Raw genomic sequence first — 12420 nt, forward strand, 5'->3', positions numbered from 1 at the left:
TGTTTCGGAACAGTTATTTCAGGACCGCGAGCGCCGCATCGTAGTTCGGCTCTTCAGCGATTTCCTTGACCAGCTCGCTGTGCAGTACGGTGTCGTTTTCGTCCAGCACCACCACGGCGCGGGCAGTCAGGCCTTTGAGCGGGCCGTCGGCAATCGCAACACCGTAGTTCTCGATGAACTCGGCACCGCGCAGGGTGGACAGGTTCTGTACGTTCTCAAGGCCTTCGGCACCACAGAAACGGGCCTGGGCAAACGGCAGGTCGGCGGAAATGCACAGCACCACGGTGTTATCCAGGTCGTTGGCCTGGGCGTTGAACTTGCGTACGGAAGTGGCGCAGGTCGGCGTGTCGACGCTTGGGAAAATATTCAGCACCTTGCGCTTGCCGGCGAAGTCCTTCAGGGAAACGTCCGACAGATTGCCGGCAACCAGGGAAAAGGCTGGCGCCTTGGAACCGGCTTGTGGCAGTTGGCCGTTGACTTGGACAGGGTTGCCTTTGAGGGTGACTTGAGCCATGAACGGATTCCTTCTGACAGGTTTGAAAATAGTGAGGCCGGAGTTAACCATGAAATGGTGCTCCGACCTATACCTGTACACAAAAAGTCACGAGTGACGGCGCCCGTTATTTAGCCTTGAGCTGCAAAAACGACTGATGCAGATCCGCAGCCCAGCCATCGATAACTCCTTTGACATCATCGGCCTTCATGACCTGCGACTCGTTGGATAAAGGCTTACCCGTCCCCTTGCGCACCACCTGGGCGATCACCGCGTTGTTGCCGCCGTCGAGAAACACCGCCTCGGTGCCCAACGTGGTTTCTTGATCACGAATGCCGCTGGCCGTACTGACCGCGGCAGCCACCAAGGCAATCGGAATCACCTCATAAGGCTTCAACCCCTCGGTCTTGCTGCTGACGGCGGTAATGGCCGCCCGCACCACCAATACGCCCGGCCCGGGACTGGTCGCCAAAGGCAAGGACTTGCCCGCCTCCCGCTTGAGCGCCTGGTCGTAGTAGCTGGTGATACCGGCCAAGGTGCCGGCGGGAATCTTCACGGTCGGTTGGGGCTTGGGGAAAAGCTGCGTCGGCTCGATATACACGCTGGAGTATTTGGCCAGATCGATCTTCGGATCGACCCATCGCATCACCTCGGCCCCCGACGGCGACTTTTCTTCCTTGAGCCGGCTGTAGTCTCCCAGGAAGCCGGAGTACTCGTCCGGCTGGGTGACTTTGCTGGAGCAACCCATCAACGCGAGCGAAGCGATGCAGACAGTGCCAATCATGGAGGCGAATTTCATGCTGTTACTCCTGTGGACCACACCCGACGGGGGCGGAACTACAGGTATAGCCTGCTCAACGCAGCCGCGCCATCGCCAGGGTGTCGACCCAGCGCCCGTCACGCACGGCGTAGTCGCGCAACAAACCTTCCGTTTCGAAGCCGAATTTGCGGTATAGGCCAATGGCCGCTTCGTTGTCGGCATATACCGTCAATTCAACCCTTCGCAGGTTCATCCAATTGTCCGCCACGTCCAGCGCGGCGGCCAACAGCATCGACCCCACCCCCTTGCCCTGCCAGGCAACCGCGACGCCCATGCCCAGGTTGGCGCAGTGAGCGCGACGGATACGGGCAAACTGCTCCAGGCCAAGATTGCCGATGACGTCGCCTTCATGCAGGGCCACCAGTTTCAACTGGCGCTCGTCGTTTGTTGCCAGACGCTGACGCCAGACTTCCGTGGACTGAAAAGGCATCTGCAATACCTGGCGGGTGACGGCAGGGTCGTTGTAGAGCGCGGTGACGCCGGGGATATGAGCTTCAGTGAAACGTGCAAGAGTGATCGAGGACTCGGACATTCGGGCTCCTTCCTGGAGACGTTGGGATGACTAGCTACTATAAGTGGCTGATCGTCCATGACGCGAACTGGCGATCGAGATTCTCAAAGGATGGGCTGTCGAACATGAAGCTCTCAGCGCGAGCAAGCTCGCTCCCAAAGTGGATCGAATCCTGTGGGTGTGGGCTTGCTCGCGATGAAGACCTTCAAGACTGATCGATTACTGATGCTGCACCTGCACCATCGAACTCACCTGCACCCGCGCCTGCATCTGCTCCGCCCCGCCCCCCCGGCGCATGCCGCGAACCGGGCAGGCGTCGAGGTAATCCAGGCCAACCGCCAGTTTCAGGTGACGGTCGGGGCGGGTCAGCCGATTGGTCACGTCGAAGCTGTACCAGCCGTCATCCAGCCAAGCCTCAGCCCAGGCGTGGCTTGCCAGATGGTTCTCGTCCTCGGTGCACAGGTAGCCGGACACATAACGCGCCGGCACGCCCAGGCTGCGGGCACAGGCCACAAACGCATGGGCATGGTCCTGGCAGACGCCGGCGCCACCGGCAAACGCCTCGGCGGCCGTGCTGCTGACGGCGGTCGCGCCGGGGCTGTAGGGCATGCGATCGGCGAGGCCATTCATCAAGTCGCTCAAACCCGCGCGATCACGTCGTGTTCCGCATTGCGCCACGGCAAAGGCGCTGAGGCTGTCATCCGCCTGGGTAAGGCGACTGTGACGCAAGAATGGCAATGGTGATTGATCATCGGGCTCCATCTCCACCGATTGATGGATCTGCACCTCGCCATAAGCCGTCAATATCAGTGCGCCGTGGGGTTCGTCCATGGTCATGACGTGCAGGATATTGCCGTACGGATCGAGTTGGCTGCGCACCAGGCGCGGCAATTCCAAGTGCCATTGCAGGATGGTCTGGCGCGGAGTGTCCTTGGGCGTCAGGCGCAGGAACTGGATGCTGGTGCAAACCTCGTCGGCGTAGCTATAGGTCGTATCGTGGCGTATGGACAGTTTCATACGACCTCCAGATAAGATTCATGGACGGTCTGGCCCAGATGGCGAATCTGGCCAATCAGTTCGGTCAGCCACTGGTGCAGGCCCGAGGCGAGGATCTCGTCAATCCCGGAATACCGCAGCCGCGCATTCAATTCCGCAGCCAGGCGCTGGGCAGGTCGGCCGTTGTTGCCCGGCAGGCTGGCGAGGATATGGTCCAGTTCTTCAATGCAGGCATGCAGCGAGCGTGGCACGTCGGCCCGCAGCAGCAACATCTCCGAGACCTGCTCGGCGTTGGGTGCGTTGCGGTAGATCTCGTTGAAGGCTTCGAACGACGACAACGCCCGCAGCAACGCACTCCATTGGTAATAGCCGCGCGCCGAGTTGTCGCTGACCTCCTCCGATTCTTCGCCGAACATTTCGTAGCGCGCGTCCAGCAACCGCAAGGTGTTGTCGGCGCGCTCGATGAACGTCCCCAGGCGAATGAAACAGTAGGCATCGTTGCGCATGATCGTGCCCGACGTCGCGCCACGGAACAGGTGCGAGCGCTCCTTCACCCACTCGCAGAAATGACTGATGCCGTAGCGACCCAGGCCGTTGCTGGCGATGTTGCGCATTTCCAGCCAGGTGGCGTTGATGTTCTCCCACATGTCCGCAGTGATGCGTCCGCGCACCGCATGGGCATTGGTCCGCGCCGCCCGAAGGCAGCTGTAGATACTGCCCGGATTTGTTTCATCCAAGGCGAAAAAATGCAGCATGCGCTCGGTGTTGAGCGCGTCATAACGGGCGTTGTAATCATCCAGCGTACCGGCCGCCAGCAGCGACATCGCCAGCTCGGCCTGGCCGTCGCCGCGTCCGGCCTGGGGCATCAGCGACAGCGAATAACTGACTTCGAGCATGCGCGCCAGGTTTTCGGCGCGCTCCAGGTAGCGGGACATCCAATAGAGGTCCGAAGCGGTTCTTGAAAGCATGTCTTAGTCCTCCACTACCCAAGTGTCTTTGGTGCCGCCGCCCTGGGACGAGTTCACCACCAGCGAGCCTTCGCGCAGCGCCACGCGGGTCAGGCCGCCGGGCACCAGGCGGGTTTCCTTGCCGGACAGCACGAAGGGACGCAAGTCGATGTGACGAGGGGCGATGCCGCTTTCGACAAAGGTCGGACAGGTAGAAAGGCTCAAGGTCGGCTGGGCGATATAGGCCTCCGGACGGGCCTTGAGGCGAGCGCGGAAATCTTCGATCTCCGCTGCGGTGGCCGCCGGCCCGACCAGCATGCCGTAGCCGCCGGAGCCCTGGGTTTCCTTGACCACCAGGTCTGGCAGGTTCGCCAGCACGTGGGACAGATCCTGGGGCTTGCGGCACTGCCAGGTGGGCACGTTCTTCAGGATCGGCTCCTCTGTGAGGTAGAAACGGATCATGTCGTCGACGTAGGGGTAGATCGACTTGTCATCCGCCACGCCCGTGCCGACTGCGTTTGCCAACACCACATTGCCTGCACGGTAAACCGCGATCAGCCCCGGAACGCCGAGCATGGAATCTGGATTGAAAGACAGCGGATCGAGGTAGGCATCGTCCAGGCGACGGTAGATCACATCCACCTGCTTGGGCCCCGCGGTGGTGCGCATATAGACGTGGTCGTCACGCACGAACAGGTCCGCGCCCTCCACCAGTTCCACGCCCATCTCACGAGCCAGGAAGGCATGCTCGAAATACGCGCTGTTGAACCGTCCGGGAGTCAGGACCACGGCAGTCGGGTTGTCCAACGGGCTCGAGCTCTTGAGGGTGTCGAGCAACAGGTTCGGATAATGATCGATGGGCGCCACGCGCTGGGCAGCAAAAAGCTCAGGGAAGAGCCGCATCATCATCTTGCGATCTTCGAGCATGTAGCTCACGCCGCTGGGGGTGCGCAGGTTGTCTTCCAGCACGTAGTAGCTGCCATCGCCATCACGCACCAGGTCAACGCCTGCAATGTGGGCGTAGATGCCCCGGTGCAGGTCCAGGCCCTGCATCGCAATCTGGTAGCCCTCGTTGGCGAGCACTTGCTCGGCCGGGATGATGCCTTCCTTGAGAATGCGCTGGCCGTGGTAAATATCGGCCAGGAACATGTTCAGGGCCTGGACCCGCTGGATGCACCCACGCTCGACCATTTGCCATTCGCTGGCCTTGATGCTGCGGGGGATGATATCGAATGGGATCAAGCGCTCGGTGCCCTGCTCGTCCCCATAAAGCGTGAAGGTGATGCCCGCCCGGTGAAACAGCAGGTCGGCTTCACGGCGGCGTTGTTCCAGCAGCTCCAGCGGAGTGTCCGCCAACCAGCGCGAGAAGGCTTGGTAATGCGGGCGGCAGTCACCCTTCGCGTCGTACATTTCATTGAAAAAAGCGTGGGGCATAGCCTACTCCCAGCCGTGTCGTACACGGCATTTCTTATTACGTCGTCATTCCACCAATGCGGCCTTGCCTTGTTTATGAGCCCTGGTTCTTCGAGTACCTCGTCAGGCATGGGTCTCTGATCAGGCCTTTGCGTCTGGATGACGTGCGCCCCTTTTTTGTCTTACGTATCGAAGTTCCTGTCTACTGGGTTGTCGTGGAGTCGTAGCAAGGGCTGTGCCTAATTACGGCGGATCAGGCCATTGCTGGAAAAACCGGCGCGAAACGCTGAAAAAGCGAAATTTCTTTTCGATTATGCGACGCAGACGGATTTGCAGGCTGAAACGTTTACCCCAGTTTCGGGCGCCAGCTCCACAAACGGGTCGAATCGGTGCAGGCAGGCGGGAAGTCGAGGCCGAACGCCCCGAAAAGGGGAAATTAATACTCACCGCTCAAACGCTTCGCTTGGTTCAACCATAGCTCAGGCGCGAAGACTTCACAGGAAGAACGGCACGTTGGGGGGAAAGTGCAGCCGAAAAAAATGCCCGGACTTTGCTGTCCGGGCATTTCTGGTGGAGCGCGGCGATCAGAACGTCACGCTGGCACTCAACCTGGCGGTACGTGGCTCGCCGACGTTGACTTGCAACTGGCTGCCGGTGGACGAGGGGTAATACTGCTTGTCGAACAGGTTGTCGACGTTCAACTGCAGCGAGGTCTTTTGTCCGAACACCGGCGACTCCCAGCGCAGGAAAGCGTCGGCGACGGTGTAGCTGCTGAGCCAGAAATCGTTGGCGGCGTTGGCGGCGCGCTCGCCGACATAACGCGCACCGGCACCGGCATGCCAGGCGCCGAACTCGGCCGGGACGTTCAGGTGGTGCGTCAGGTACAGGCTGGCGGTGTGCTTGGGAGCGTCGGGCAGGCGGTGGCCTTCGTTTCGCGGGTCGTCGAGAATTTCGGTGTGGGTGTAGGCGTAGGTGCCGATCAGGTCCCAGCGTTCGGCGAGGCGACCAGTAATGTCGAGTTCGAGGCCTTGGGAGCCAACTTTGCCGGCGGCTTCTGCCAGCGTGACGCCGTTGACTGTCGAAGACGTCACGACATTTTTCTTCTCGATATCGAACAGCGCGAGATTGATGTTCAAGCCTGGCAGCGGATCGTATTTGGCGCCGATTTCATAGCTTCGGCCCTCTTCCGGCTTGAAGGTACTGAGGTTGTCATCAACGGTATCGTTGGGTTTGAACGAACGACTGTAGTTGCCGTACAGCGACAATTCTTCGGTGGCTTTGTAGACCAGGCCCAGGAACGGGACGAAGGCATCGCCGTTGTCGTCGCGGACCGGCACGCTGGTGACCAACCCTTGCTTGGCGAACTGATCGTAATGCTGGTAGCGGCCACCAAGGACCAGGATCCAGCGCTCATCCAAGTGCCAATTGTCCTTCAGGTACACCGAACTGGAGGTCAGTTGGTTGCTCAGGTTGCTTTGGGTCGGGCTGATGACGCTGGGCTCGCCCAGGCCGCCGTACACCGGCGCAGTGATATCGAAGCCTCCTCTTACAGGCCCACGGTAAGTCTTGCCACGGTATTGGTCCGACACTTGGTTATCGACGCCGACCAACACGTCATGGCGTTGGCCGAACAGCTCCTGCCTGCCGATGAAATCCCAGCTGGCGTAACGGGTTTCATCATCGTAATGGGCGCCGTTGGCGGCTCGACGCAGGTTGTTGCCCACCAGCGAGTTGGGCTGCGCAATCGACAGACTGTACCGGTCATTGTTCCAGCCATAGGTCACCCGCGTCTTCCACGCATCGCTCAGCTCATATTCGAACCGAGCGGTGGCCGTCTCGCGAATCCCTACGCTCTTGGCCCAAGGCTCGTCCAGGCGCTTGTCATAGTCGATATCGGCCGGATGCCCGTTTTTGAACACCGTGCCACGGTCAAACGGATTGGAATATTCGTTGTACTCATAACTCAGATTCAACGAAGCCCGCTCGCCGGTCCAGGCCAGCGACGGCGCCACGAGCGTGCTTTCGTTGACCCCATAGTTGCGCCAGTAGTCCTCGTGGCCGCGTTCGGCGATCAGGCGATAGGCCAGGCCGGTGTCGCCCAAAGGCCCAGTGGTGTCCAGGGCCATGGTGCCGCCACCCTCGCTGTAGGCGGAGCCGCTCAACGTGGTGCTCTGGGTGTATTCGGGTTTCTTGCTGATGACGTTGATCAACCCGCCGGGCTCCAGCGCGCCGTACAGCATCGAGGCCGGGCCCTTGAGCACTTCGACCCGCTCGGTGGTGGCGCTGAAGTTGTGGCCCAGATTCGAACGTACGCCGTCGCGCAGGATCGAGCCGTCGTCGTTGGTGCCGAAACCGCGTTTGACCAGCGAGTCCCGCGAGCCGCCCAGGGTGTTGCCCTGGCTGACGCCGCTGACGAATTTCATCGCGTCCCCCAGCGAGCGCACCTGATAGTCCGCCAGGGTCTGCTGGGTCACCACGTTGATCGATTGCGCTTCTTCCTTGATCGGTACATCGCTCTTGCTCGCCGTGCTGGCTTGCGTCGCCGTGTAGCCTTCGTCCTGAATGATCCGACTGCCTTGCACATCCGTAGTGGGCAGTTCGAGAGTGTCCTGTGCCTTCACGGGGCTTGCCATGAAGCAGCAGGACAGCGCAGGTAAAACGCATTTGACGAGGGCATTGCGGTAGGCGAAAGGGGTGGAACGATTCAAGACGCGCACTCACAGAGGATTGGAAATGAGAGCGAATATACTTTGAGAATGATTCCCAGTAAATCTTTCTAACATTTCCACCCTTGACTCTGAATGCGATCAAGGGCGCCGGATGATGAATCCGGCGCCCTTGAGGATTGCCCTTCCCGTCTGAAGATCAGTGATCGATGGCGGCGCCGGCCCCCCTCGGTACCCGGATGTCCTCGACCAGGTGCTGGATGTGCTCGGGTGGCGGCGCGGTGAAGCGCGACACTACCAAGGCTGCCAGGAAGTTGAAGACCATCCCCAATGTACCGATACCTTCAGGGGATACACCGAGCCACCAATGTTCAGCCGTGTTCATCGTCGGGTTGATGAATTTGAAGTAGACGATGTAGGTGAACGTGAAGGTCAGCCCGACGATCATCCCGGCAATCGCGCCTTCGCGGTTCATACGCTTGGAGAAGATCCCCATGACGATGACCGGGAAGAAGGACGACGCCGCCAGCCCGAAGGCGAACGCCACCACTTGGGCGACGAACGCGGGTGGATAGATGCCGAACAAGCCGGCAATCAACACCGCCACGCCGGCCGCAATCCGTGCCGCGAGCAGCTCCTGCTTCTCATTGATCCTGGGCATGATGTTGCTTTTGAGCAGGTCATGGGAGATCGACGTAGAGATCACCAGCAGCAGCCCCGCAGCCGTGGAAAGCGCGGCCGCCAAGCCACCGGCGGCGATCAAGGCGATTACCCATCCTGGCAGGCCGGCGATCTCGGGGTTGGCCAACACCATGATGTCGTTGTCGACATAAAGCTCGTTGGGCACCGGCGAGAGCTGGTTCTTGAGCAACCGCTGCTCATGCGTCCCGCGCTCGCCGGTAAAGCTCGGCGCGCCGACCAGCGCTGCGCCCGGGCTGTACTGGATGATGCCGTCGTTGTTCTTGTCCGCCCAGGCAATGAGCCCGGAATTTTCCCAGGCCTTGAACCAGGCCGGCGCGGTGGCATAACTGACGTTGGGGATGGAGGTCAGCAGGTTGGTCCGGGCGAAGGCGGCCACGGCCGGTGCGGTGGTATAGAGAATCGCGATGAACAGCAATGCGTAGCCGGCTGACTTGCGCGCATCCCGCACAGTAGGCGTGGTGAAGAACCGCACGATCACGTGGGGCAAGCCCGCCGTGCCGACCATCAGCGCCATGGTGATGAAAAACACGTCCATGGTCGATTTGGTGCCATCGGTATAGGCAGCAAAGCCCAACTCGGCGCCCAGGCCGTTGAGCCGTTCGATCACGCTCTGCCCCGAGCCGGCAGCTTCACTGATGAAGCCCAACTGCGGGATCGGATTGCCCGTGATCATCATCGAGATGAAGATTGCCGGCACCATGTAGGCAAAGATCATCACGCAGTACTGCGCCACCTGGGTGTAGGTGATGCCCTTCATGCCGCCCAGCACCGAGTAGAAGAACACGATGGCCATGCCGATCATGACGCCGGTGTTGATATCCACTTCCAGGTAACGGGAAAAGACGATCCCGACGCCGCGCATCTGCCCCGCGACATAAGTGAAGGAGATGAAGATCACGCAGATCACCGCCACCACCCGCGCCGTCTGCGAGTAATAACGCGCCCCGACGAACTCGGGCACGGTGAACTTGCCGAACTTACGCAGGTACGGCGCCAGGCACATCGCCAGGAGCACATAGCCGCCGGTCCAGCCCATCAGGTAGACCGAGCCGTCGTAACCCGCGAAGGCGATGATTCCCGCCATGGAAATGAACGACGCCGCCGACATCCAGTCGGCACCGGTGGCCATGCCGTTGAGGACGGGATGTACGCCCTTACTGGCAATATAGTATTCGCTGGTGGAACCGGCCCGAGTCCATATGGCGATACCAATGTACAGGGCAAACGAGGCACCGACGAACAGGTAGATCAGGGTTTGGGTATCCATGCTCGCCGCCCTCAGTCTTCGTGGACGTCATATTTGCGGTCGAGCTGATTCATCTTCCAGACATAGAAGAAAATCTCGAGCACAAAGACGTAGATGGACCCTTGCTGGGCAAACCAGAACCCCAGGGGCGTGCCGAAAAAGCTGATGGTGTTGAGTGAGTCGACCAGCAAGATGCCGAACCCGAACGACACCACGAACCAGATGGCCAGTAACACCAGCATCCAGCGTAGGTTTTCCGTCCAGTAGGCACGCGCAGCCTGTTGCTTTTCAGTGGACATGAAGCCGCCCTCTTGTTTGTTGTTATTGTTTTGCACTTCAAACCGTAGCAGTCGCCGGGCAAGGCGCTAGTACGACTTTCGTCTAATTCGTAACAGCGGGTATTGACATCGCTGTCGCACCGAAAAGACGGGGCCAACCCGCACTGGAATTCAAGGGTGATATCAAATCGCCCAAACCGCCTAAAGCTTTGCCGTTATCGGTCGAATGTATGCCATCGAATCTTTTTTTCCCCTGGAGCTGTGATGCAGACGTTAAAGGCCTTGTATGAGTCTATCGAGATGCAATTTTTCGATACCCTCACAAAAAAGCTTTCAAGCCTTTTCCTGTTGGTTGCGGTCAGTGCCTTGCTTTATTGGGTGGCGCTCAGCGCCCGCGCCGACATCGTCCTGCAACTGCGGGCGGCCCAACTCGATGGCGCGTTGCTGGGACAGATCGAAGGCCGCCTCGACAGCCTCACCCACGCCCTGCTCTTCGGCGCGCTGCTGACGCTGGGCATGGTCAGTTTCATGGTCTGGTACTTCCGCCACCTCATCGTGCGCCCCGTCACCGTCATGACCAAGGCCCTGGAAGAGATCGCCAACGGCGAAGGTGACTTGTCCAAGGACCTGCCGCTGGTCACCCACGACGAGATCCGCACCCTGGCCGCTACGTGCAACCGCTTCCTGGCCAAGCAGCGCGAGATCATCAGCAATGTGCAGGCATTGACCGTGCACATTGCCGTCGAATCGGCCCGTTCGCTGAAGAACATCAGTGACTCCAGCGACAGCGCGACCCACCAGGCGCGCTTCGCCAAGGAAGTGATGGAGCAGAGCAATACCGCCGTTGGCCGTATCGAAGAGGTGTCGCGCCAGACGCAGGGCATTTCCGGCACCACCGCGCAAAACCTGAGCATGGCCCGTGATTCCTACGCCGAACTGTTGGAAGTGACCGGCAACATCAGCGAGATTTCCAGCAGCCTCGGCGAATTTGCCACGCTGGTGGACGCCCTCAACCAACGATCCTCGAGCATCAAGTCGATTGTCGGGCTGATCCAGCAGATTTCCGCCCAGACCAACCTGCTGGCCCTCAACGCCGCCATCGAAGCGGCGCGTGCCGGGGAAAGTGGCCGTGGCTTTGCGGTGGTGGCCGATGAAGTGCGCACCCTGGCGCAGAACGTCAGCCGGGCCACCGACGACATCTCGCGCAACATCGACGCCATGCTCCAGGAAGTCAGTTCGACCCACGAACAGACCACCCAGATCAGCCACAGCGCCCGGGAAACCCAGAAGGTGGTGGAGCGCGCATCCGGTCATTTCGAGAGCATGATCGTCGACTTCGAGTCCACCAACGGCAAGCTGGCCGACATCGCCGACCATATCCAACAGTTCGCCGATGCCAATACCGGCATCAACGAACGCGTCACCCAGATCCACGCCGACAGCCAGTCGATCGACCAGCGCATGCAACAATCGGCCACCGCCACCCGCGACCTGTCCGGCGTGGCCGAGAAAGTCCAGACGCTGTTGGGCCGCTTTGTGCTTGGCCACGGCAAGCTGGACGCCGCCATCACCCGCGCCAGCGAATGCCGCGACACGCTGCAGGTTCATCTGCAGGCATTGCAAGACGAAGGCATCAACCTGTTCGACCAGAATTACCAGTTGATTCCGGGCACCGATCCCAAGCAGTACATGACCAGTTATACCGAACGTTTTGCCCGGGTCTGCCAGGAGGAATGCGACAAGCTGACCCGCAGCACGCCGGGCGGCAAGGTCTCGTTCATTGTCGACACCAAGGGCTATTGCCCGGTCAACAACAGCTGGGTCTCCAAGCAACCCACCGGCGACCGCGCGGTCGACCTGCCAGTGTGCCGCAACAAGCGGATCTTCAACGACCCGATCGGCCTGCGCGCCGCTGGCAACGTCCAGCGCTTCCTGCTCCAGACTTACCTGCGCGACACCGGGGAAATCATGACCGAGATCGACGTGCCGTTCTTCTTCGGCGGCCGTCACTGGGGCAACTTGCGGGTGGGCTTCGATGCGGCGGTGTTGCTGGCCGACTGATCCACAAGGCAGTAAAGCCAGGCAACTGCCCGTGGCGAGGGAGTTTGCTCCCGCTCGGCTGCGCAGCAGTCGCAGGACCGGTTGATGCGGTCGGCCTGAAGAACCGCTGGGCCTGCTTCGCACGCCAGCGGAAGCAAGCTCGTTCGCCACAAGCAATTTGTGGCGCATGCAAATCCTGAAACCACCCCAAAAACAACTGTGGGAGCGAATTCGCTCCCACAGTCATCACCTCAATTCAACAACACTTGGGCCCACCCTTGCCGCCGTAGCGGGCCTCCTGGCGCTCC

10 protein-coding genes are annotated in these 12420 nt (G+C 60.4%); 1 reads left to right on the plus strand and 9 read right to left on the minus strand.

What is annotated here, in order from left to right:
• Positions 1 to 13 precede the first annotated feature (13 nt).
• The 9 genes from tpx to JZ00_RS06005 form a co-directional block, all read right to left on the minus strand.
• Positions 14 to 514 (minus strand): thiol peroxidase, encoded by a 501-nt coding sequence (tpx, locus tag JZ00_RS05965; RefSeq protein ID WP_039588779.1) that lies wholly within the window; start codon positions 512 to 514, stop codon positions 14 to 16.
• Between the two features lie 106 nt (positions 515 to 620).
• On the minus strand, positions 621 to 1292 hold the full coding sequence (locus JZ00_RS05970) for a DUF3313 domain-containing protein (protein ID WP_039588780.1): 672 nt from the start codon (positions 1290 to 1292) through the stop codon (positions 621 to 623).
• Positions 1293 to 1347: 55 nt separating this feature from the next.
• Positions 1348 to 1845, minus strand: coding sequence for a GNAT family N-acetyltransferase (locus JZ00_RS05975; protein ID WP_039588781.1), 498 nt, complete (start codon positions 1843 to 1845; stop codon positions 1348 to 1350).
• Between the two features lie 198 nt (positions 1846 to 2043).
• Positions 2044 to 2841, minus strand: coding sequence for a transglutaminase family protein (locus JZ00_RS05980; protein ID WP_039588782.1), 798 nt, complete (start codon positions 2839 to 2841; stop codon positions 2044 to 2046).
• The gene (locus JZ00_RS05985; RefSeq protein ID WP_030142556.1) at positions 2838 to 3788 is read right to left on the minus strand and encodes an alpha-E domain-containing protein; all 951 of its coding nucleotides are present in this window, start codon (positions 3786 to 3788) and stop codon (positions 2838 to 2840) included. Before JZ00_RS05985 ends, JZ00_RS05980 begins: the two co-directional genes overlap by 4 nt.
• A 3-nt stretch (positions 3789 to 3791) precedes the next feature.
• Entirely contained in the window at positions 3792 to 5201 is a 1410-nt protein-coding gene (locus tag JZ00_RS05990; protein ID WP_039588783.1) for a circularly permuted type 2 ATP-grasp protein, read from the minus strand.
• A gap of 563 nt (positions 5202 to 5764) precedes the next feature.
• Positions 5765 to 7813: a TonB-dependent siderophore receptor gene (locus JZ00_RS05995; protein ID WP_412177662.1), complete on the minus strand. Its 2049-nt coding sequence runs from the start codon at positions 7811 to 7813 to the stop codon at positions 5765 to 5767.
• A gap of 232 nt (positions 7814 to 8045) precedes the next feature.
• A complete protein-coding gene (locus JZ00_RS06000) occupies positions 8046 to 9815 on the minus strand; it encodes a sodium:solute symporter family protein (RefSeq protein WP_039588785.1) in 1770 nt (589 codons plus the stop codon).
• Between the two features lie 11 nt (positions 9816 to 9826).
• Positions 9827 to 10093: a DUF4212 domain-containing protein gene (locus tag JZ00_RS06005; protein WP_039588786.1), complete on the minus strand. Its 267-nt coding sequence runs from the start codon at positions 10091 to 10093 to the stop codon at positions 9827 to 9829.
• A gap of 243 nt (positions 10094 to 10336) precedes the next feature.
• On the opposite strand from JZ00_RS06005, the gene JZ00_RS06010 reads away from it, so the two are divergent.
• Positions 10337 to 12133 (plus strand): methyl-accepting chemotaxis protein, encoded by a 1797-nt coding sequence (locus tag JZ00_RS06010; RefSeq protein ID WP_039588787.1) that lies wholly within the window; start codon positions 10337 to 10339, stop codon positions 12131 to 12133.
• The last annotated feature ends 287 nt before the right edge of the window (positions 12134 to 12420 follow it).

Source organism: Pseudomonas frederiksbergensis (assembly GCF_000802155.2).
In the GTDB taxonomy this organism is placed as follows: Bacteria; Pseudomonadota; Gammaproteobacteria; order Pseudomonadales; family Pseudomonadaceae; genus Aquipseudomonas; species Aquipseudomonas frederiksbergensis_A.

Coding starts and splice junctions, on each gene's coding strand:
- JZ00_RS05985 (WP_030142556.1), bottom strand. CDS start 3,788: ATGCTTTCAAGAACCGCTTCGGACCTCTATTGGATGTCCCGCTACCTG.
- JZ00_RS06005 (WP_039588786.1), bottom strand. CDS start 10,093: ATGTCCACTGAAAAGCAACAGGCTGCGCGTGCCTACTGGACGGAAAAC.
- JZ00_RS05990 (WP_039588783.1), bottom strand. CDS start 5,201: ATGCCCCACGCTTTTTTCAATGAAATGTACGACGCGAAGGGTGACTGC.
- JZ00_RS05975 (WP_039588781.1), bottom strand. CDS start 1,845: ATGTCCGAGTCCTCGATCACTCTTGCACGTTTCACTGAAGCTCATATC.
- JZ00_RS05980 (WP_039588782.1), bottom strand. CDS start 2,841: ATGAAACTGTCCATACGCCACGATACGACCTATAGCTACGCCGACGAG.
- JZ00_RS06010 (WP_039588787.1), top strand. CDS start 10,337: ATGCAGACGTTAAAGGCCTTGTATGAGTCTATCGAGATGCAATTTTTC.
- tpx (WP_039588779.1), bottom strand. CDS start 514: ATGGCTCAAGTCACCCTCAAAGGCAACCCTGTCCAAGTCAACGGCCAA.
- JZ00_RS06000 (WP_039588785.1), bottom strand. CDS start 9,815: ATGGATACCCAAACCCTGATCTACCTGTTCGTCGGTGCCTCGTTTGCC.
- JZ00_RS05970 (WP_039588780.1), bottom strand. CDS start 1,292: ATGAAATTCGCCTCCATGATTGGCACTGTCTGCATCGCTTCGCTCGCG.
- JZ00_RS05995 (WP_412177662.1), bottom strand. CDS start 7,813: ATGGCAAGCCCCGTGAAGGCACAGGACACTCTCGAACTGCCCACTACG.